The organism is Xanthomarina arctica (assembly GCF_014638915.1).
In the GTDB taxonomy this organism is placed as follows: domain Bacteria; phylum Bacteroidota; class Bacteroidia; order Flavobacteriales; family Flavobacteriaceae; genus Xanthomarina; species Xanthomarina arctica.
Genome location: NZ_BMFQ01000002.1, coordinates 284,195 through 306,499, shown reverse-complemented (window position 1 = coordinate 306,499; position 22,305 = coordinate 284,195). Strand labels below are relative to the sequence as shown.

At 31.9% G+C, this 22,305-nt stretch carries 21 protein-coding genes and 1 tRNA gene; 11 read left to right on the top strand and 11 right to left on the bottom strand.

What is annotated here, in order from left to right; all coding sequences use genetic code 11:
* The 5 genes from IEV77_RS07575 to IEV77_RS07555 all read right to left on the bottom strand — a co-directional run bounded on the left by IEV77_RS07575 (position 1) and on the right by IEV77_RS07555 (position 6,173).
* On the bottom strand, positions 1-141 hold the full coding sequence (locus IEV77_RS07575) for a hypothetical protein (RefSeq protein ID WP_188463449.1): 141 nt from the start codon (positions 139-141) through the stop codon (positions 1-3).
* Between the two features lie 111 nt (positions 142-252).
* Complete coding sequence (locus tag IEV77_RS07570) at positions 253-4,128, bottom strand: response regulator (protein WP_188463447.1); 3,876 nt, start codon at positions 4,126-4,128, stop codon at positions 253-255.
* 47 nt (positions 4,129-4,175) lie between these two features.
* Complete coding sequence (locus IEV77_RS07565; RefSeq protein ID WP_188463445.1) at positions 4,176-5,372, bottom strand: DegT/DnrJ/EryC1/StrS family aminotransferase; 1,197 nt, start codon at positions 5,370-5,372, stop codon at positions 4,176-4,178.
* Between the two features lie 26 nt (positions 5,373-5,398).
* Positions 5,399-6,028: a nitroreductase family protein gene (locus tag IEV77_RS07560; protein WP_188463443.1), complete on the bottom strand. Its 630-nt coding sequence runs from the start codon at positions 6,026-6,028 to the stop codon at positions 5,399-5,401.
* 46 nt (positions 6,029-6,074) lie between these two features.
* A complete protein-coding gene (locus tag IEV77_RS07555; RefSeq protein ID WP_229736655.1) occupies positions 6,075-6,173 on the bottom strand; it encodes a helix-turn-helix domain-containing protein in 99 nt (32 codons plus the stop codon).
* A 413-nt stretch (positions 6,174-6,586) separates the two neighbouring features.
* On the opposite strand from IEV77_RS07555, the gene IEV77_RS07550 reads away from it, so the two are divergent.
* From IEV77_RS07550 to IEV77_RS07535, 4 genes are all read left to right on the top strand, one after another.
* A tRNA-Ser gene (locus IEV77_RS07550) sits at positions 6,587-6,671 on the top strand.
* A 391-nt stretch (positions 6,672-7,062) separates the two neighbouring features.
* Positions 7,063-7,878 carry a helix-turn-helix domain-containing protein gene (locus IEV77_RS07545; protein WP_188463441.1) on the top strand — a complete coding sequence of 272 codons (816 nt, stop codon included), beginning with the start codon at positions 7,063-7,065 and terminating at the stop codon, positions 7,876-7,878.
* A gap of 75 nt (positions 7,879-7,953) precedes the next feature.
* Entirely contained in the window at positions 7,954-8,568 is a 615-nt protein-coding gene (locus IEV77_RS07540; RefSeq protein ID WP_188463439.1) for a DUF417 family protein, read from the top strand.
* Positions 8,569-8,942: 374 nt separating this feature from the next.
* On the top strand, positions 8,943-9,347 hold the full coding sequence (locus tag IEV77_RS07535; RefSeq protein WP_188463438.1) for a hypothetical protein: 405 nt from the start codon (positions 8,943-8,945) through the stop codon (positions 9,345-9,347).
* A gap of 109 nt (positions 9,348-9,456) precedes the next feature.
* Here IEV77_RS07535 and cysM read toward each other — a convergent pair whose 3' ends face one another.
* The 3 genes from cysM to IEV77_RS07520 form a co-directional block, all read right to left on the bottom strand.
* Positions 9,457-10,338 carry a cysteine synthase CysM gene (gene cysM, locus IEV77_RS07530; RefSeq protein ID WP_188463436.1) on the bottom strand — a complete coding sequence of 294 codons (882 nt, stop codon included), beginning with the start codon at positions 10,336-10,338 and terminating at the stop codon, positions 9,457-9,459.
* Complete coding sequence (gene epsC / locus IEV77_RS07525; RefSeq protein WP_188463434.1) at positions 10,328-11,128, bottom strand: serine O-acetyltransferase EpsC; 801 nt, start codon at positions 11,126-11,128, stop codon at positions 10,328-10,330. Before epsC ends, cysM begins: the two co-directional genes overlap by 11 nt.
* Before the next feature lie 216 nt (positions 11,129-11,344).
* Positions 11,345-11,737 (bottom strand): hypothetical protein, encoded by a 393-nt coding sequence (locus IEV77_RS07520; protein ID WP_188463432.1) that lies wholly within the window; start codon positions 11,735-11,737, stop codon positions 11,345-11,347.
* Between the two features lie 208 nt (positions 11,738-11,945).
* On the opposite strand from IEV77_RS07520, the gene IEV77_RS07515 reads away from it, so the two are divergent.
* Complete coding sequence (locus tag IEV77_RS07515) at positions 11,946-12,353, top strand: hypothetical protein (protein ID WP_188463430.1); 408 nt, start codon at positions 11,946-11,948, stop codon at positions 12,351-12,353.
* Positions 12,354-12,414: 61 nt separating this feature from the next.
* Here IEV77_RS07515 and IEV77_RS07510 read toward each other — a convergent pair whose 3' ends face one another.
* From IEV77_RS07510 to IEV77_RS07500, 3 genes are read right to left on the bottom strand one after another with little or no spacing between them, the layout of a single operon-like run.
* A complete protein-coding gene (locus IEV77_RS07510) occupies positions 12,415-13,152 on the bottom strand; it encodes an SOS response-associated peptidase (protein WP_188463428.1) in 738 nt (245 codons plus the stop codon).
* A gap of 34 nt (positions 13,153-13,186) precedes the next feature.
* On the bottom strand, positions 13,187-16,144 hold the full coding sequence (locus IEV77_RS07505; protein WP_188463426.1) for a DNA polymerase III subunit alpha: 2,958 nt from the start codon (positions 16,142-16,144) through the stop codon (positions 13,187-13,189).
* Positions 16,144-17,358 (bottom strand): DNA polymerase Y family protein, encoded by a 1,215-nt coding sequence (locus IEV77_RS07500; protein WP_188463424.1) that lies wholly within the window; start codon positions 17,356-17,358, stop codon positions 16,144-16,146. Before IEV77_RS07500 ends, IEV77_RS07505 begins: the two co-directional genes overlap by 1 nt.
* A gap of 52 nt (positions 17,359-17,410) precedes the next feature.
* On the opposite strand from IEV77_RS07500, the gene IEV77_RS07495 reads away from it, so the two are divergent.
* The 6 genes from IEV77_RS07495 (at position 17,411) to IEV77_RS07470 (ending at position 22,262) form a co-directional block, all read left to right on the top strand.
* Positions 17,411-18,184, top strand: a complete 774-nt coding sequence (locus IEV77_RS07495) for an XRE family transcriptional regulator (RefSeq protein WP_188463422.1) — start codon at positions 17,411-17,413, stop codon at positions 18,182-18,184.
* The gene (locus tag IEV77_RS07490; protein ID WP_188463420.1) at positions 18,181-19,512 is read left to right on the top strand and encodes an exonuclease domain-containing protein; all 1,332 of its coding nucleotides are present in this window, start codon (positions 18,181-18,183) and stop codon (positions 19,510-19,512) included. The genes IEV77_RS07495 and IEV77_RS07490 overlap by 4 nt, the downstream gene beginning before the upstream one ends.
* 133 nt (positions 19,513-19,645) lie before the next feature.
* A complete protein-coding gene (locus tag IEV77_RS07485) occupies positions 19,646-20,365 on the top strand; it encodes a hypothetical protein (protein WP_188463418.1) in 720 nt (239 codons plus the stop codon).
* A gap of 217 nt (positions 20,366-20,582) precedes the next feature.
* Positions 20,583-21,161: a HutD/Ves family protein gene (locus IEV77_RS07480; RefSeq protein WP_188463416.1), complete on the top strand. Its 579-nt coding sequence runs from the start codon at positions 20,583-20,585 to the stop codon at positions 21,159-21,161.
* A gap of 289 nt (positions 21,162-21,450) precedes the next feature.
* Complete coding sequence (locus tag IEV77_RS07475; protein WP_188463414.1) at positions 21,451-21,864, top strand: GNAT family N-acetyltransferase; 414 nt, start codon at positions 21,451-21,453, stop codon at positions 21,862-21,864.
* Positions 21,861-22,262, top strand: coding sequence for an MFS transporter (locus tag IEV77_RS07470; protein ID WP_188463412.1), 402 nt, complete (start codon positions 21,861-21,863; stop codon positions 22,260-22,262). The genes IEV77_RS07475 and IEV77_RS07470 overlap by 4 nt, the downstream gene beginning before the upstream one ends.
* Positions 22,263-22,305 lie beyond the last annotated feature (43 nt).

Genomic DNA, 22,305 nt, shown 5'->3' with positions numbered 1-22,305 from the left:
TCACTTTATAATCTTAACCGATTTTACAACTTTGTTGTTTAGTAAAATCTGTAGTTCGTATTGCCCGTTTTTAAGATGATCGATGTTCAAATAAATTTTAGCGTCTTCATCTTCTTTTTGGCTATTTGAAATACGTTTCATTAATCTATTCTTTAAGGAGTGATAAAAGTATATGGAAATACAGCCTTTGAATGCTAGATATGTTTCAAAGGTTAGAAGATATGTTTCAGAAAAATGAGATAGGCTTGTTTGCTAACTCCTAGAATTATGATCGTTAGGAGTTTTACCGTAAGTTTCTTTAAAACATTTTATAAAATAAGATGGTGTATTAAAACCTACTTGATAGGCTATTTCAGATATGGTAGCATCAGATTTTTTAAGAAGTTCTACAGCCAATTTTAATCGTTGAGAACGTATAAACTCGCTTGCAGTCATTCCTGTAATGGCTTTTAATTTTCTATGAAGTTGCGTTCTGCTTATATGCATATGTTTACTAAAAGCATCGCTAGTAAATTCCGGATCGGTAATATGTTTGTCTAAAACAGATTGTAAACGTTTTAAAAACTCGGTCTCTGTTGAGGTAATAGCCAATTCGGGATTAATACTTAAAGATTTACTAAAATGCTTTTGAAGTTTTAGTCTGCTTTCAATTAGTTTTTCAACCCTAATTTTTAATTTTTCGCCATTAAACGGTTTTGTAACATAGGCATCTGCTCCAATTTTCAAACCTTCAATTTCATTCTCCTCGCCTACTTTTGCTGTTAGTAAAATAACAGGAATGTGACTAGTAAGTTCATTAGTTTTAATAGCTTGACATAATTCAATACCATTTAATTCTGGCATCATAATATCACTAATTATTAAATCTGGAAGTTTTTTCTGAGCCTTTTCAACTCCTATTTTCCCGTTTCTAGCTTCAATAATGTGATAGTCATTTTTAAACATGGATACAATAAATGATCGAATATCCGTTTCATCCTCTACAATTAAAAGTGTCGGAGTATCTGAAGATAAAACTAAATTTTCCTCAAATACATCTTGTTTTTTTATTTCAACAGCTTTAATAATTAATTCTTCTTCATTAAAAGCTGCTTTATTAATAGGAAGCGATATGGTAAACTGAATTTTATTATGAGCTATATTATTAGCAATAATAGTGCCCTTAGATAAAGTTACTAAATCTCTCACCAAGGCTAAACCTACACCTACACCTTCAGACAATTGATTATCCTGATAAAAACGTTGAAACAACTTGCTTAAATCTGTTTTGCTTACATGTTGCGTTTCATTAATAATGGAAACAACAAGCATCCCTTCTTGCTGATTGGCTTCAAACTGAATAACACTTTCTTTTGGAGCATATTTTACAGCATTGGATAACATATTTGAAATGACTTTTTCAATAATATCTTTATCAAACCAAGCATCATTTAAATTCTGAATTTTAGAGTTTATTTTAGTGGCATTTTTATTTGCTTTATATTGAAAAGCGCTAACAATCTGCCTTAATAAAACGCTTAAATTATCTTGAGATACTTTTAGTTTAATCTGCCCGGAATCCAGCATAGATAATTCAAGCATCTGATTAACTAGTTTAAGTAGTCTATCAGCATTTTGTTTAACCAGAGATAATTCTTTTTTATCTTTTTTCGATAATTCTGGTTTTGCTAATTGGTTATCTATTGGGCCGGAAATTAAAGTGAGTGGTGTCCTAAATTCATGTGAAATATTAGTGTATAACTTGGTTTTAAATTCATCTATTTTTTTTAGACGCTCGGTTTCTTCATGCTCTAAACGCAATTGATTTTTAATATGCCAACGCCATTTTAAATACTTGTAAAAGCCCAAAGCAAATAAAACGCCTAACAGAACATATATAAATTTAGCTAAATTGGTAGCATACCAAGGTTTTAAAATAGTAAAAGAAAAAGTTGCTGGTACTGTATTCCATACGCCATCATAATTGCTTGAAATCACTTCAAACTTGTAGGTGTTTGAAGGTAAATTTGTATAATGGGCTACGTTGGTATTTCCTGAAGAAATCCATTCGGGATCATTATTTATAAGTCTGTACTTATATTCATTCCTCTCTGGTTGCGAAAAATGTAAGGAGGAAAATGTAAACGTGACAGTGTTTTCTTTATATTTTAATTCTAGATGATTCTCTAAATCTCTAGGTTGATTAAAAACATCAAAATTTGTAATAATCGTTTTTGGTTTTGTTGGGTTAAAGACCAACTGACTAGGATTAAACCAATTTAAACCTTCCAAACCCCCAAAGTACAAGATGTTCTTATCATCTTTATAATAAGCTCCTGTATTAAACTCAAAAGCCTGCAATCCATCATAATTACTATAGGTTTCAATTTCACTGTTTGACATACTAAATTTTGAAATCCCTTTATTAGAACTCAACCATAGATTATTTTGATTATCTGGTAAAATCCCATAAATAACATTATTGGGTAAACCTTGTTCCTTAGTGTAGGTTGTTGTTTGGCCTGTTTCCACATGATATTCTAACAAACCATTACCATTGGTGCCAATCCAAAGAGTTTTATTATTGAAAATTAATGATTTTATGGGATGAGAAATAGAATCTATTTTTTCAATAAAATTAGTCCGCATGTCTAATTTAAATAAGCCTTCATCTTCTGTTCCAATCCAAAAAATTGATGCGTCTCCTTTTTCTATGGTCCGAATATTATTGGAGGTTAAATTTGAATTCTGTGAATCGAATTTTTGTTCTATCCCTTTATTTATATCATATAAAATTAATCCCTGATTCCTGGTACATAACCATAATTTATCTTTGGAAGCTTCATAAATTTTCCAAATGGTTAATGTTTCGGTTTCTGGAAATGAGATTATTTCATCTGTATTTATTAACTTTTGAAGGCCTTCAGATTGATGGCCAATCCACAAACCGTCTTGAAAAACCATCAGGCTCATAATTCTATCTCCTTTCAGTTGCGAATTTTCAGCTGTTAATGTTACTAATTCATTCGTTTTTGTGTTAATTTTTGTAAGTCCTTTGCCTGAAGTTCCAAGCCAAATGTCATTATCCTTTACGGTTATGGCACGTATCACATCCACATGGACATCCTTGGCCATTTGCTTATTAGTCAAGACATTAAATTTGACTAGATATTCATCAAAATAACTTAAACCTGCGCCATCTGTTCCTAACCAAATAGTGCCAGTAAAATCCTCAAACAAGTTTAAAACATCATTATAATGCAATGCATATGGATCGTTTTTATTAGCAAGAAAATGCTGATAAGACCGTTGCTTAAAATTAATAATATAGACACCTTGGTCATAAGTAGCAATCCATATATTTTGATGTTTATCTACTAATATATCCTGAATAATTAGATTGGTAGGAAAGAGTTTCGAAGAAAACCCTTCGAACTGTTTAAAGCTGTCGTCAATAGCCGATTTAATAAACAATCCATTTCCGAAACTTCCTAGATAAATAGTTTCATTTTCAGAGATAGCCAAAGAACTGAAATTAGTATCTTCAAAATTTACGAGTTGGTTGATTTTATAATTCTTGCCGTCAAGATATAAAAGGCCTTTTGAAGTGGCTCCAACAATTTGATTCTTGCTTTGAATAAGATCATAGATATCAATGCTTTTATCTAAACCTTGTAGAATTTGTGTGGTGTCTTTCGTTTTGTTATCAATCTGAAACAGACCTTCTCCAAAAGTGCCAACAAAATAATCCAATTGCTTATTTTGAAAAATAACACTGGAATTTTTAAATTTCTGAAGTTTCTGAAAATCGTCGGTAATTTGATGATACTTTTGAAGAATTCCAGAATTACTTATTATCCATAGAACACCTAATCTATCCACATAAATCTTCCCTAATTTGCTGAAAGTTGTTCTTGTTACATCCTCAAATTGAAAATTGTAGTGGGTGAATTTTCTACCATCATATTTATTCAAACCGTCTTGGGTGGCAAACCACATAAAACCTAGGCTATCTTGAGCTATACTTACAACGCTATTTTGAGATAAACCTTGCTCTACTGTCAATTCTCTAAATGCAATTTGTTTATTGCTTTGAGATAGAACAACCATTGGAAACAGAAACAATAAAAGTAATCTTAAGTGACTCATACTAAGCTGAATTAGTCACTTAAAATTACAAAAATGTTTTATATAACCTATTTTAAAGCAGAAGTAATTGCTTTAACCATTAATTGAGCACGCTCTTTAACCTGTTCTTCTGTCCAAGACAGTTTTATTAAACATGAAATATTTCTGGCAATATAATGATCAGACTGCTCGAAGGTTTTTGTTTGAAGATACTCTAAACCTTCCTTAACTTCAGATGAAATAGGATACAAGGACTTTAAGTCTTTAAGATGTTTCCACTCTCTAATATAATGCCAGCTATTATCGAAATAATGAAAACAAGCATCAATTCCTGCTTCTTTTAAAGCATTCGACGCATTTCTGGTAATTTCTAAATTTGGTAAAAAGAAACTTAAGAAAGAATAACTCTCTTCTCCTCCAGCAGGAACTGTTCTAAAAGTTATTTCAGGAATTCTTGAAAGTGCTTCACGAAGGATGTTATAGTTTATTTTTTGAATAGCAACAAATTCGTTTAAACGTCTTAACTGAGCTAAACCTACAGCCGCATGCAATTCTGAAATTCTAAAATTATAACCTAAAAATGGATGTGTTTCTGCACCTCTATCAGAGCCTTTATGGTCATGTCCATGATCTGAATAATGATCGGCATGGGTATAAAACTTCTCGTTATTGGTTAGAACTGCTCCACCTTCTCCAGCTGTAATAATTTTTACAAAATCTAAGGACAAACATCCTAAATCTCCAATACTCCCAAGAGGTTTCCCTTTATAAGTAGCACCTGTTGCTTGAGAAGAATCTTCAATTAAAATTAAATTATGCTTTTTACAGATAGCCTGTAAAGCATCCATATTTGCCATACTTCCACACATATGTACTGGCATAATGGCTTTTGTTTTTGGCGTAATGGCATTTGATACTGCTTTAGGACATAGTGTTAAGGTATCATCTATATCTACCAAAACGGGAATTGCACCCAGCATCATAATAGCTTCAAAACTTGCAACAAAAGTAAATGTTGGCATAATAACCTCGTCTCCTGCTCCAATTCCGGCACTAGCCATGGCAACAGTTACAGCCGCCGTGCCACTAGAAACTAATTGCGCATGTTTTACTTGAAGCTGACTCTCTAATGCCGTTTCCAATGCTTTGGCTTTCCAATGACCATTTCTCATGCCATCAAAACCATATCGCATTAAAACACCGTTGTCTAAAACATCGTTTAATTCTTTTCGTTCTTTATCACCAAATAATTCAAATCCTGGCATGTCTTTTTATTTTATAAATTCTAAAATTACAATTCTATAATACTATTGGAAATATGTTTTCTTATCTTTTTAAATTCTGAAAACATATCGTTTTCGGAGCGATAACCTATAGGTAAAAGCAAAACAGATTTCAAACCTTGTTCAGCCAAATGCAGTTTTTCATCGAAAGCATTAGAATCAAATCCTTCCATAGGACAAGAATCTATACCTTCCATTGCGCAAACAGTTAGTAAATTACCCATGGCTAAATAAACTTGATTGGTTGCCCATTTTTCTATTTCGTTTTGTGGTTTTCCTTCAAAATCTGAAATTAAAAAATCTCGGAATGGTTTTAAAATGGCCTTTGATGTATTTCTTAAAGTATGAACTCTATTAAAATATTCTAAGACAAATTCTTCATCTATAGTCGTTTCAATACAAAAAACCAATACATGAGATGCTTGACCAATTTGAGGTTGATTCATGGCGTGTTTCACCATTTCAGATTGCAACTCTTTATTTTTAAGCACTACTAATTTAATGGGCTGTAAGCCATAAGAAGTCGCTGTTAGATTAAATGCCTGATAAAGCACCTTCATTTGATCTTCAGGAATTAATTTTGAAGGGTTAAATGATTTAGTGGCATAACGCCAATTCAATTTTTCTATGATATCCAACTTAATCTATTTAGATTGACAAAGATATAGGTTTGAAAGAAGTTTCTCAGTAAATCTCATTGGTTTTTCTATACTCAGAAGGTCGCCTCCCCATAATTTTCATGAAGGTATTACTAAATGTAGGTAAGCTGTTATACCCTACCATATTTGCTATTTCTGAAACATTATAATCGGAGCTCATTAAATATTCGTAACTGTGTGTCGTATTTAATGAAGGACATGCCTAGGAATCCCTTAGTGATATTTTTGTTGAGACCTATCCCCTATGTAAAGAGCTACTTTTATACAATTATTGGAAAGGGAAAGAAAACAAGAGAACACATAGTATATATATTGGATAAAGTTAATAGTTGACATACACTATTTAAAACACAAGGGACAATGAAAATGGTAGAATTAGACCAAAACTCTATTAATTCCTAGCATAATATATTGTCTTTCAAAAGCTTAAAAAGTGTTTTAATAATAAATACTTTTTTTTCAAAAAAAACATTTTCTTTTAAAGAATAGTTTATATATTTGCAACCGCATTCAGGGAATACCTGATAAGACACTCAAGGAGAAATGGCAGAGCGGTCGAATGCGGCAGTCTTGAAAACTGTTGAGGGTCACACCTCCGGGGGTTCGAATCCCTCTTTCTCCGCTTTAAACAAACCCTAACAATTGAAAATCAATTAGTTAGGGTTTTTTATTTCTATTAGTTGTACGGTTATTGTACGGTGTTATAGTTTTAAAATCAAATCTTCATATAATTCTGACTCCAAAATCCTCTCCACATCACTATCAATTTTAGGACTAAACAAATATTTACTCACTGAAAATGCATCTAAACCACTTTCAGGATAACCAAATTTTAAAATATTTTTTAAACTCTCAAAAAAGCGATTTAGAATCAGTAGCTTTTTTTTTGAATTCTTTACGTAGAAACTCTAGGCTAGCCAATAGATCAATCATAAAACTTAAGATTTACTATCTTAGCATTATATAAGCTGGATATAGAGAATACATCCCTTTCTTGCCAATAATTCAAAAAAATGTTTTCAATACAATTCATAGAATCCAAATATTTATTCGAAAATTATAATGTTCCCTTTTATTCCATTATTTTATTGGATGATGAATCACATTTTTCTGTCAATTTTGTAAAATATAAAACGAAACAGAAGTCTATTTTATTCCTTTCTCCTTATCAAAATTTAAAATGGCATGGTTCTACTTCTTCGAAAGTTAAATTACTACAATTTCACGGAGATTTTTATTGTATTGAGTACCACAAAAAAGAAGTTGCATGTAATGGATTATTATTTAATAATATTTATTTACAACCTTATATTTCACTTAATAATATTAAATTTCAAGAAATAGTCCAACTAATAGATAAAATGGAAATAGAAGTCGAAGCCAATAAACGGTTTTCAAAATCTATTCTAAAGTCTTATCTACAGCTTATTTTAGCAATATGCAGCAGTGAAAAAGATGATCAACTTGGGAACAGACTTTCACAACAAACTAATAGCAATGAGTTATTTATATTTCAAGAATTATTAGAACTACATTTTCATAAAGAGCGAAATTCTTCATTCTATGCTAATAAATTATCGATGTCTCTTTCTTCATTTAGCAAAAAAATAAAAATCCAATTTGGAAAAACACCAACGCAAATCATTCAAGAGCGAGTTATTTTAGAAGCTAAAAAATTATTACACTTAACTTTCAAAACCGTCAAAGAAGTTGCAATAGAACTAAATTTTGATGACGAATTTTATTTTAGTCGTTATTTTAAAAAAGAAGTTGGATTATCTCCCACTCATTTCCGTGAGAAAGTAGGGATTTCGGTAGTGGCAAAATAATCCATTGTTCATCCCCTAAAATCCATTCTTTGGCTTATTCTTAATTTATAGTTTTGTAGTCAAACAATTATAATTATGAATAACTTACTTAATTTTTTAATAAACAGTCAAACTAACTTTATTAACCTTATTCGTTTTGCCATTTTCATAGTGATGATTTGGATTGGAGGTCTCAAGGCTTATCAATACGAAGCAGATGGCATTGTTCCTTTTGTAACAAATAGTCCTTTTATGAGCTTCTTTTATGAAAACGCTGACAAAACAGCCCTCAACGAAGAGGGTAAAGTCGTTAAAGAATACGTATTACACAAAAACCCAGAAGGCAAAATAGTAGATAAAAATATAGAATGGCATAAATTAAACAATACCTATATCTTCTCTTATGGATTAGGAAGCGTTATTGTTATTATAGGATTTTTAACATTCTCGGGAATTTGGTTTCCAAAAATCGGACTCTGGGGTGGATTGTTAACATTTGGAATGTCCATTGTTACATTAACCTTCCTAATTAGCACACCAGAGGTGTTTGTTCCAAATTTAGGAGGTGATTCTCCTACTCCACATTATGGATTTCCATATTTATCTGGGGCAGGAAGATTGGTTCTAAAAGACATTATTATGATGGCCGCTGGATTAATAATTGCATCAGACTGTGCAAAAAAAATAAAAACTACTGGCAAAAACGTATAAAAATAATTAGGTTTAAGTGCCAAACCCCAATTTAGTTCGTATTTGCAAAGTCCTCCAAACTTATAATTTTGCTGTTAAATAAAAAAAGGTAAATTTGACTAAGTACTAGATTCAAAAGTATGTACGTTTTAAATCCTTTACTATTTTTATACAAAACTGTAATGTGAAATTAAAAAGAAACTAAATGTATAAAACCTTTAAACCTAAATCTGAGCGTTTAAGGAAATATATTCAAGAATTTACTATTCTTGACGAAAAAGATATATTTCCTAAGGAATATTTTGCTTTTCCGCATAACATTAGTTCCATTGTTTTTTTACAGAACTCTAAATTTATATACAAACACAGTGGCAGTAAAAGAGAAACCAATTTATATGACTAGATTATTTACTTTATTAGTACTCGTTTTTAGTTTATCAAGCTATGCTCAAAAAAACGCAATGAATGATATAACTAATTTAGTTCTCAATACAAAAACAGAAATAGACAATTCCCTTTCTATTGAATTAACTGGGTTCTCGCACAAAAATGCAATAAACGATGCACAAGCCTACGTAGTATCTGGTCATTTAACTTTTTTTCAAGGAGAAAAAGAATACGAATTGATGATTTCAATGTATGAGAATACAGACAGAATTTCGAATGAGAAAGAGTATGACACTATTCATTGGAAGCAATACACCATCGAATTAATGCACCTTAGCTATGATGAATCCATTGATGTAGTAATTACTAAAAATGATGAGTTTATAGTAAAAGATAGTTCCAACCGCTTTTGACTTTTATTAAGTTACTCATCTTTCGAAAATTCTGTTTATAAAACTTGGCACTTCATAATGAAGCCATTGAAAAAACAAAAAGATAATCGATTATATGACTGACTTTTCTTTATTCAAAAAGGTCCGACGATAAATAACGATCGCCACGATCGCATATAATACTTACTATAATACCACTTTCTAATTGGCTTGCTAGCTTTAATGCTGCAACAGTCGCTCCTCCACTACTCATTCCTGCCAGAATCCCTTCTTCTTTGGCTAGTCTTCTTGTCATTTCTATAGCTTCATCACGACTTACCTCTATCGTTCTATCTACTTTTTTTGCATCAAATATGGCAGGCAGATAAGCGGTTGGCCATTTACGAATTCCAGGAATACTAGAACCATCTGTTGGCTGTACACCTACAATCTGAATATTTTTATTCTGCTCTTTTAAAAAGCTTGAAACTCCCATAATAGTTCCTGTAGTCCCCATAGAAGATACAAAGTGGGTTACTTCTCCTTCGGTGTCTCTCCATATTTCGGGTCCTGTAGTTTTGTAATGTGCTTTCCAGTTGTCTTCATTTGCAAATTGATTAAAGGTATAGTAACCTTCGTTTTCAACCTTTGCAGTGGTATAATCTCGCGCTCCTTCAATGCCGTCTGGGTGCAAAGTTACTTTTGCTCCGTAGGCCTTCATGGTTTGAACACGTTCTTTTGTAGAGTTTTCAGGCATGACTAATTCAATATTTAGCTTAAAGATTCCAGCAATCATGGCAAGTGCAATTCCTGTATTTCCACTAGTAGCCTCAATGAGTTTGGTTGATGCATCAATTTCTCCAGCATCCACCGCATTTTTAATCATATTGTATGCCGCTCTATCTTTAACACTTCCTCCAGGGTTATCTCCTTCAAGTTTAAAATACAGACTCACATTTGGGTTTGTATTCAAAACCATCGATTTTACCAAGGGCGTATTTCCTATCTGATCTAGGATGGTTCTATTCTTCATGATTTTTTAATTTTGTAATTATTTGTACTTCTGGTGTATGTAATACCATAGATTTTCTTGGAAGAGATTTTGTCAACCACGTGTTCCCTCCTATTATACTATTTTCTCCTATAATGGTATTTCCTCCTAAAATAGACGCATTGGCATAGATAACCACATTTTGTCCAATAGTAGGATGTCTTTTTTTATTTTTAAGTTGCTTTTCAACTTTTAGAGCTCCTAAAGTAACTCCTTGATAAATCTTAACATTGTCATGTATTTCTGTGGTCTCTCCAATAACAACTCCTGTTCCATGATCAATAAAAAAGGAATTCCCAATCTGGGCACCAGGATGAATATCGATTCCTGTAAGCTGGTGTGCATACTCTGTCATGAGTCGTGGTATAAGTGGTAATCCCAATTTAAAAAACTCTCTCGCCATTCTGTAAATAGCAATAGCAAAAAAGCCAGGATAAGCCAAATACACTTCCTCTAGAGATTGGGCTGCCGGATCGTTATTGTAGATAGCAGTAGCGTCTTTTTTTAAACTACAAAATAGTTCTGGGATAACTTGAGTAAAGTCTTCCCACCTTTTACAAGGTGCCCCTTTAATTTCGGGACAGGCCAAATCTCTAATTATAAGAAATAAGTTTTCAAGTTCTAAAAGAGCTTTTTCTGTATCTGTTCCTTGATCAAACAACGTATTAAAAAGCAATTGGGTGAATCTCTGAGACTCCCTTTTTAAGGCTATTGAAACCTTAATTTCCTGCTTTTGCTTGTTTATGGCTTGTACCAATGTGGATTGATCCATCTTTTTTTTTCAAAGAGACGATTTTTTAAAATAAAAAATAATTAAAAAGACGTTAAAATATATTTTTTATTTTCAACTACTAAATGTTTGCCGTACAATTCTTAGATGAAATATGAGACGTTTTTTTATATTATAAAAGCCCGACTCCTAATTAAAAAAATGATTTAAAACATATCGTTTTTAGAAAGAAATTAAAAACCAATACTCAGGCTGCAGTTACTCTAAATCGCTCTTTGGTTGAATAACATTATGAAATGTCGGGTAATTCTCGGTAATACTACCTGCTCCTTTCTTATTAATTTTGAAAGTAACATCCTTTGTTGTTGTAAATAAAAGGACAGATGAAAAAGACGTTCTAAGGTATGGTTTCAAAAACACGAAAGCATCTTCTAATGTAAGCTCGTTTTCTTCATCCTCAGTTTCTTTAGATTGGTAGCGCAATTTCACTAGCACCTTAAAGTCATTATCAGAATAGATTGGTCTGACAAATATATTTTTCAAGTTAGGTTTCCCTATGGTCTTTGCCATAGTTAATTTAGCAAAAGTGCCTTCTTGACAACTTAATTTTACTTGTTCCCAGAAAAGAACAAACAGATCCTGATAAGGCATAAACTAAAGATTAATGATGAAATATATTGGTTCTGCAAATTTACCATTAAAAAATCAATTAATAAATTTGAACCAATCTTAATCATCAAGCTTCAGAAAAATAAACTAGATTTTTATATTTGGTTAGTATTTGCTAAATTAGATTCTTAAAGCACGTAATTTTCCTTGAATATACCGTTGTAAATTATTGACAAATAAAAGTATCAACATGAAAACCTTAATAGTATGTCTATGTTTTTTTACGGCTGTGGTTTCAGCTCAAGAGGAATCTCCATTTGAAATTAAAGACAATCTTTTCAATGTTAGTCTTTTTCACAACATCTCACTATCAAATAAATTAACGCTTCAAAATGGCCTTTCTATTAGAAGGAATCCTGAATTTGTTACTTTAGAAGTTCCTGTTTTAATAAAATACGCGCACTCGGATAGATGGTCCTCTTTTTTGGGGGCGCAAGCGAGAACAGTAGTATATTCTTATTTTCCAGAAAATTATAATATAGAGAAACCTTCCAGTGCTTTTCTATCTATTGGCACGGAATATGAATTTAACAATAATACAACTGGAAACCTTACTGTAGGATTTCCATTTGATCTTCAAGTAGGTCTAAAATTTTAGAACCTCAAGCTGAACACTTAGGTTTTTAAAATCAGAAAGAATTAAAAATGAACTACAGCTATTATAATTTTAAAACCAAATCTGCATATACTTCAGGTTTTAATATTCGCTCTACATTACTATCTATTTTTGGGCTAAATAAATCTTTACCTACAGGATAAGTTTCTAAAGCATTTTCAGGATAATTGAAGTTTAAAATATCCTTTATATCCGCTTCTTCCAAATCTACAGAAAGCCAATTATGTGTTCTATCTTCATCAAGTATAATGGGTTGTCTCTTTTTCTTGTTGTGTATTTTCTCAAATAATGGAGACGCATCTTTTGTTAAAATTGTAAAAGTGATATAGGTATCTATAATGGTATATAATCCAGCCAAGGCCAAAGGTTTTTCGTCTTTAGATCTAATATAAAACGGATACTTTTTTCCATTTTGGTCATGTGGTTCAAAAAAACCTGAAACCGGAATAATGCATCTTCTCTTCATGATAGAGTCTCTATACATAAAATGTTCAAACACTTTTTCTGAACGCGCATTTAATCCGCTTCCATATTTAACCGATTCTTTATAATATGGTTTGATGTCATCTTTACTTTTATTGTTTGGTACGATTCCCCAAATGGCTGGAGCTAAAAGACCTGACTTCTCTTGTGGAATCACTAACATATTTGGATGAGCAAATCCGTTTAAATGATACTGAGGCGTATCGAAAATGGGACGAAATTTCTCATCACTTAGTTTTACTTTAAAATGTTTTTCAAGTTTTTTTGTTTTGTTAGTGGTACTTGTATGAAAACACATGGATTATAAATTTCATTAAAGTTATAAAATAAAATCAATTTCCTCTTGGATCAGATTTTAATGCTAGTTTTTTTGACCAGATAATATCTAAACTACAAAAATCGAAAGAGGCTGTTACTTTTCCAAAACAAGCATAAACGCCTAAACCATGGATGGGATATTTGTCTACCACTTTAGTAAAATGTACAGTATCAAAATAATTGCCTTCTCTATCCGTAAACGTACAAAACCTTAATAATTTCCCGTTAGAGGCTTTATGAAACCTAGTATTAACTAAGACGCCATATAACAAAACCGATTTATTAATATTTGAATTCAAATCTTTTACAAGGATGTTTTCATTTAAAGCTTCGTCAATTAAATCGAAATAATCACAAAGCGGAAATCCTAATAATTCCATTTGATCGTAAGCTTCTTCAACAAAAGATGTGTTGATTGTTGGCAGATTAAACTGCTTATGTTCTGTTTTAAATAATTTAGATTGTGTAGTTTTTGCTTTAGAAACATTCAGTTTAAAAATAGCCTGCCATAACAATTCAATCTTTGATAGTTTTGTAAACCGAAAGGCATTAATTCTAATAAGAATGGTTAATTGTTCAATGCTAATAATAACTCTATCTATAAAATCGTCTAAGGTTTTAAATTTCCCATAAAGTTGTCTTTCGGTTAAAATTCTTTTAACCACTAAAACTTCCAGACTTTTTAAATACCCAAACCCTAAATAAATATCTTTTCCTTTAATAATATTCGGATGATCGCTGGTATTAATACACGGCGGATTGATAATGCCTCCACACATTTTTGTTTCATGAATATAATGCTCTGCGCTATAAAAACCACCGCCATTATTTAAAACGGCCACCATAAATTCTAAGGGATAGTAACATTTTAAATACAAACTTTGGTAACTTTCAACGGCATAGGATGCCGAATGTCCTTTAGCAAACGCATATCCTGCAAAACTTTTTATTTGATTCCATACCTCTAAAGTCAAAGTGTCTGGATAGCCTTTGGCTTTACAATTAGCAATAAACTTGTTTTCAACACTAATAAATTCTGCTTTCGATCGATACTTTCCGCTCATGCCACGTCTTAACACATCTGCTTCACCTAAAGTTAATCCCGCAAACTGATTGGCTACTTTTAAAACATCTTCTTGATATACCATAATACCATAGGTTTCTGGCATAATTTTCAGCAACATGGGGTTGGCTTCTTTTCGTTTTTCGGGATGCCGTTGTCTGACTATAAATTCATGTTTCATTCCAGAACCAGCAACTCCTGGTCTAATAATGGAACTTGCGGCTACCAATCCCAAATAATCTTGAGTTTGCAATTTTTGCATTAAGCCACGCATAGCTGGAGATTCCACATAATAAGCGCCAATAGCTTTGCCACTTTTAAGCAAATTATTAATATTGGGGTCTTTTTTAAAACTCTCAACTTGGGTTATATCTATTGGAGGTAATTCTGGTCGGTTATTTTTAATTATTTCAATGGCATCTTTGATTTTTGCCAAACCTCTTTGTCCTAAGATATCAAATTTAAATATGCCGGCATCTTCGGCAATAATCATATCAAATTGAACCGTAGGAAAGCCTTTTGGAGGCATATCTGTCGCTGAATAATAATGAATGGGTTTATCTAAGATTAAAACACCACAAGAATGCACACTTAAATGGTTGGGAAAGCCTTTTATTAATTGACCATATTTTAAAACTAAAGATGAAATCTCATCTAAATTCTCATTGGAATATCGTTTACTGCTCAACTTATCGATTTCTTCTTTTGGCATTCCAAAAACCTTCCCCAACTCCCTAACAACAGCTCTATATTTAAAAGTATTATAGGTTGCCAATAATGCCACGTTTTTAAAGCGTTTAAAAATATATTGGGTAATATCTTCACGATCTTTCCATGAAAAATCAATATCAAAATCTGGTGGAGAGGCTCTAAACGGGTTTATAAACCGTTCAAAATACAAGTCTAATTCAATTGGGTCTACATCGGTAATTCCTATAATATAAGCTACAATACTATTAGCACCACTTCCTCTGCCAACATGAATATAATCCATACGTTTGGAATACGATATAATATCATAATTAATTAGAAAGTAGGACACAAAATCCATTTCTCGAATGGTTTTTAATTCGGTTGCCAAACGGGTTCTCACTTTGTCATTTGGATCTGAATAGCGTTTATGCAAATTATCGTCGCACAAGGTTTTAAGGAGTTGGTAATCTTCTTCTCTTGAATCTAGATAGAGATTCTGATTTTGCGATGCTCTCTCTTTTCCGAAGTTAAAATGAATACCACAGGAATCTAAAATATATTGGGTGTTTTTAATAATATACGGAAAATCCACAAATGCTTTTTCGAGATTATTTATAGGCAACATCCGGTCCAATTCTCTACATTCTTCCGTTTTTTGAAGCTTGCTTAACAAGATATTATTATCAATAGCTCGCAACAATCTATGGGCATTGAAATCACGTTTACTTCTTACGGTAACCTGTTGCTGAATAACCAGTTTATCAGTAAAATCTTTATATATAGAAAATGGTAGCTTCCGAAGATCTTCCACAGAAATACCAATAAATTCATTCCCATTAAAAATCACTTTTTCTTGTTGCAAAACTTGCTCAAAAGGATAAATCACAAAAGCATGGTTAAATGCTGGAGCTTTAGCTGGAATTTTCATTTTTTTAGGTGCATGTTCTGATAGAAATTCATTCAACTCCTGAAATCCCAGGTTGTTTTTAGCCAAGCCAACAAATTGCTGTTTTGCGCCATTTCTAAAATCTATGCCAACAACAGGTTTAATCTGATATTGTTTTGCCTTTTGAATGAAATTTAAACATGCCGAGGTATTATTGATATCTGTCAATGCGAGTGTTGAGATTCCATTCTCCTGTGCTAATTCTAATAAATCAACTTCAGAAAATGTACCGTAACGCAAGGAGTAATATGTATGACAATTTAAATACATTATTGTTTTCTATGTGCCAAAACTATTGGCGGTTCGCCATTAAACGGGTTATTAAAACGTCCGATGGTTTTTGCTCCAATAGAACCTGCTTTTTGAATACTTAATTCGCCATATTTATTCCTAATAGTATCCATAGCGTTATATAGACTTAACATTTCTTCGGTATCATCAAACAGATTGATTTGGTAATTACCACTCACTAAATCTGTAAACTTCACCCCTACCAACCTAATTAATAAGCGACGTTGAAACAGGCTATCAAACAGATCTAAAACTTTAGGAATAAGAACATGGTCTGCACTCGAAAAAGGAATTTTAAGTTGTTTGGTATAGGTATTAAAATCTGAATATCTAATCTTAACACTAATACAAGCCGTTAATTTATCGCCTCGTCTAAGTTGATACGCCAAACTTTCTGCCATGGCAAAAACGGTTGTTCTTAATTTAACAACATCAATCGTGTCTTTAGTAAATGTGCGTTCTGTAGAAATGGATTTTCTCTCGTGAAACGGAATCAATGGCGGATTATCTGTGCCATTTGCCCGTTCCCAAATGGTACGTCCATTTTTACCCAAAGCGCTTATCATCATTTCTACTGGCATTTGCTGCACCACACTTACTTTGTCTACACCTAAATTTCGAAGTATTTGGTATGTTTTCTCGCCAACAGAAGGTATTTTCCTTATAGATAAAGGAGCTAAAAACGATTTCTCAAAGCCATGATCTATCTGTAATTGATTATTGGGTTTTGCTTCGCCTGTAGCCACTTTTGAAACAATTTTATTAGCCGATAATCCAAAAGAAATAGGCAATCCGGTTTCTCGAATAATGGTTTCTCGTAATTCTGAAGCATATTTATAGCTTCCAAAAAAGGTATCCATACCAGTTAAATCGGCATAAAACTCATCCACACTTGCTTTTTCGAATACAGGAACTTTCTCTCTAATAATTTCAGTAACTAAATGCGATTGTTTGGTGTAAATAGATGCGTTTCCTCTAATTACAACTGCTTCTGGACAGAGTCTTCTGGCTAATTTCATGGGCATTCCAGAATGCACACCAAATCGTCTTGTTTCATAACTACAAGCCGCAACCACGCCTCTATCTCCTGTGCCTCCAACTAATAGCGGACGCTTTAAAAGCCTGCTATCAATCAACCGTTCACAAGAGACAAAAAAGGTGTCTAAATCCAGATGTAAAATATTTTTTTTCACACTACAAAATTAGCTACATATTTAAGTATTTATTGCTTACATTTGTAGTATTATGAATTATATCTCTAAAAACATCAAACACTTGAGGAGTCTTAAAAAACTATCTCAAGAAGGTCTTTCCGAAGAACTAAAGGTGAGTCGCTCTCGCATTGGTTCTTATGAAGAAAGCAGGTCTGCTCCAACCATAGATTTTCTGATTAAACTATCAGATTATTTTAAAATCCCCATTGATATTTTACTTAGAAACGATTTAACAAAAGCCAAAGACTTTTCATTTATAGAATTAAACAATCAGCGTGTTTTGTTTCCTATAACGGTCGATAACGACAATGAAGACTTAATAGAAGTCGTTCCTGTAAAAGCTTCAGCTGGTTATTTAGCAGGTTATGATGATCCAGAATATATAGAACAGCTTCAAAAAATAAAGCTTCCTTTTTTACCAACAGGCAAGCATCGTGCGTTTCCAATTAAAGGAGATTCTATGTTACCCATGAAAGATGGTTCGTTTGTAATTGGACGTTTTGTAGAAAACAGAAGTGATATAAAAACTGGAAGAACCTATGTTTTAATGACTTTAAACGACGGTTTGGTTTATAAACGCGTGATGAATAATATAGACTTTAATGGGTCTTTATTGTTAATGTCCGACAACAAAACATACCATGATTACAGTGTTCCTATGAATGAAATATTAGAGCTTTGGGAGTTTACTTGTAGTATCAATACCCAAGAATATAGCGAGGAAGAACTAAAATTAAGTAGTATTATGAATATGTTTAATACGCTTGGCGTAGAATTAAAATCTTTAGAAAAATCTTTGAAATGATTTATACCATTATTGATGTTGAAACCACTGGACAAAGCAATAAAATTACCGAAATATCCATTTTTAAATATGATGGAAAACAAATTATCAACGAGTTCACCTCTCTTGTTAATCCAAAAACACTAATCCCAGATTTTATTACTGCATTAACAGGAATAGATAATTATATGGTTGCCAATGCGCCTACATTTTCTGAAATAGCAAAGGATATTTTAGCTATTACCGAAGGCACTACTTTTGTAGCACACAATGTGAATTTTGATTACAATGTGATTAGAAATGAATTTAAAGACGTAGGAATCGATTTCAATAGAAAAAAACTCTGTACGGTTCGTTTATCGAGAAAACTTTTCCCTGGTTTTAAATCTTATAGCTTAGGAAAACTTTGCACTACTTTAAACATTCATATTGTTGACAGACACAGAGCCAGAGGTGATGCTGAAGCTACAGTTATTTTATTTGAAATGTTATTAAATCAACCAAATTCGGAAACCGTTTTTAATGACTTTTTAAAAAAAACATCAAAAGAAGCGACATTACCTTCCCATTTACCAACAACTGTTTTTAATAATTTACCCAATAAAGCTGGCGTCTATTATTTTAAAAACAAGAAAGATAAAATTATTTATATTGGTAAAGCCAAAGACATTAAGAAGCGTGTTTTGAGTCACTTTTATAGTAAAACTAAGAAATCCTTAGACATGTGTCGCGAAACTTCCAATATTGATTTTGAATTATCTGGTAGTGAACTTATAGCCCTACTTATGGAAGATGCGGCTATTAAACATCATTATCCGGAGTACAATCAATTAGCAAAACGAGCTCCAAAAAGTTATGCTATCTTTAATTATGAAGATAGACAAGGCGTCATGCATTTAGCCTATAATACCTTAACGGCAACCCCTAACCCTATTCAAACCTTTTATAACATTACAGATTGCAGGCAGTATTTAGAAAAATTATGTATTCAGTTTGAATTATGTCCTAAATTTTGTCATTTACAAGAAAGTACAACAGCCTGTAATCACTTTAAAATCGATACTTGTAAAGGCATTTGTAAAGGTGAAGAATTGCCTGAACCATATAACAGTCGTGTCTTAGAGGCTATAGAATATTTAAAAAGTCATGCTAAAGATTTAATCTTGAAACAAGAAGGTCGACATGATCAGGAAGAAGCGTTTATTTTAATTGAAAGTGGCAATTATCGTGGTTATGGATTTATTGATAAAACAGAACAAATAACCAATCAGGAAGACTTAGAAGATTTTTTAATCCCTCAAAAAAACAATATGGACATACAACGCATTTTATCTAAATTACTGTATTGAAGCTTTTAAAAACACTCGCTCATGTCTCTGATAAATAGTTCATGGAACCAAAGATTTGCTATCTTAGCCTGATAACATGGATATAGAGAATAGACTATATTGCGTTGTTTCTGAACATTTGAAAAACCACAATTTGAACTTAAAATTTACATTTATAATCGGATTTTTCTCCTCGTTAATCATATTTTCAAGTTGTTCTATTCAAGGTACATATAAAGACCGATTAAACAATAATTATAGTTCTGATTGGATTAAAATAAACACTGATAGTACTTTCGAATATATAACTTGGGGACATATGACTGGTTATGGATACACCAAAGGCTTGTGGAAAGAAATGAATGATTCTATTTATTTGACTGAATATATACCAAAAATCCCCAAAACAAATCAACTAACTGAAATAAATGATGGAAATAAAAACATTCAACTAATTGGAAAAGATGGTAATCCTTTATTACCAAACTATATAAAAATAAATGGCGTTCTCGATTCTATTAAGTCTGCTTGGGATGGGAATTATTCTTACAAGAAGTTTGAAACAGCAGATAGAATTGAGGTTTTTGATTTAGGAAAAACACAAGGAGAAATAGGTCAAATAATTGCAGATTTCAAAACTGACTGTAATACTTGTTCATATAAAATAATAATCGATTGGGATGAAATAGGATTTAAAAGAGTTTATGTTCGGGATTCTATTTGGCTTTATAAAAACAATAGACTATATCCAGTTGATTCGGCAATACAAAAGTCAAGTAATGGAAAAAACCGATATTATAAAAAAACAGATACTGTAAAACCAATTAGTCTATGGATTAAAAGTTGGAATAGTATGAAAAACGGATATGAATAAATAAAAAAACCGTTGGATAACACCGCATAAAAATAATGCTTAGCTTAGTGTTAAACCAAAGGAAAGTTCGTACTTGCTTTCAAATATAAAGCCCATAATAGCCACTTTAAATTATACAAACACAATTTAATAACTCAGAACAAAAAAATTGACTCTGGTAGATACTCAAAACAAAATTCCGGTACGGCAAATACATTAAACAAAAACCTTTAATCTTTTGAAAATTTCAATCCTCTCACAAAAGCAGTTCCTTACCAGTCAATGGTCAGGCGGCAGTACCACGCAACTTTATATCTTACCTAAAAACTCTTGTTATGCAGAGCGAAATTTTGAGTTAAGAATAAGCACAGCTAAAGTAGAAGTTGAGAAATCTACTTTCACGGCTTTGCCAGGAATACACCGTAAGCTTATGATTTTGGAGGGAGAAATGAACATTGCCCATGAAGGACATTACAGCAAACAACTCAAACCTTTTGATGTAGACACTTTTAGTGGCGATTGGAAAACGACCTCTTTAGGCACTTGCACCGATTTTAATGTTATGACCACCCATCAGCTTCAAATCGAATTATATCATGTATCGATGGAGGCAATTAGTAATTACAAGCTAAAACCAAAAGAGACCTGCAAAAACCTGTTTTTATATGCCACTTCTGGTAAGATCCAATTGCAACTTATGGAGATAAATTATATTCTAGAAACAGGAAGCTTATTAGTCGTGGAAAACCTCAGTGCTTCTTCAATTTCTATTCATAGTGCTGAAGCTTTTGGACTTGTAGTTCTGGAAACCAATTAGTTTTTCATTTTCGCTCTTTAATTAAAAACCGCTGATATAAACAAAGATAAATGCTAATCCATCAAAAGAGTTCGCCCTATAAATCACCCACATAATAAAATACGGTTTATAAAAGATTTGTATAATTTTACAAACATTTAATTCTATTCATTTTTCTTAATAATTAGCCTCTTAAAACCGTATTTATGCGTTTTTATATGGTGGCCACAATACATATAAGTTGAATAATAGTTTTATATTTAAACCTTATAAAAGCGTAATGTACGTTTATTGATAAAACTAGAATTGAATGAGAAATTATAAAGTAGTGGAAAATAAAATCCCCCTCAAAACGTATCAAAACTTACGGATTGATTGCGGATTATCTAGTAAAACAGACAAAGCGAGTGAGATAGGATTAAAAAATTCCATTCATTCCATGATGATTGAATTTGAAAACAAGATAATTGGAATGGGTCGCATAGTTGGAGATGGAGGATGTTTTTGTCAAATAGTTGATATTTGCATTCTTCCTCAGCATCAAGGACAAGGTCTTGGAAAAGTTATCATGAAAAACTTATCAGATTTTATAAATATGAACTTACCAGAATCTTGCTACGTAAGTTTGATAGCAGATGGTGATGCATCATTTTTATACGAAAAATTCGGATTTAAAGACACTATGCCTGAATCGAAAGGAATGTATTTAAAAAAACAAAAATGAAAGAGAAAATAAAAACCATTAAGATTATTCATTTAGCATTATGTCTTGGATTAATTATTATTTACGCCATTGTTGGAGATATAAATTCTTTAATCAACTTTAGTTTTGAAAACCTAAACGGAACAAATTCCCTATTCCTATTAATTCCAATTTTCGCTTACCTCTTGAGTAACTTTTTATATAACAGGCAATTAAAAAATATAGATCCAAATTTGAGTTTAGAAGAAAAATTCCCATTTTATCAAAGTGCCTCTCTAATTAGATGGGCTGTAATTGAAGGAGCCGCTTTTTTATTACTTTTTTTAAATAAAGATTTTATGTTTTACGGCATGCTACTTATTTTATATCTTCTTTTTATTAGGCCTACAGAAGATAACATTAAAATGGCATTAACTTAAAAAACGTCTATTTTAGTACCTAAACTAAAATAATGAAAAGCTT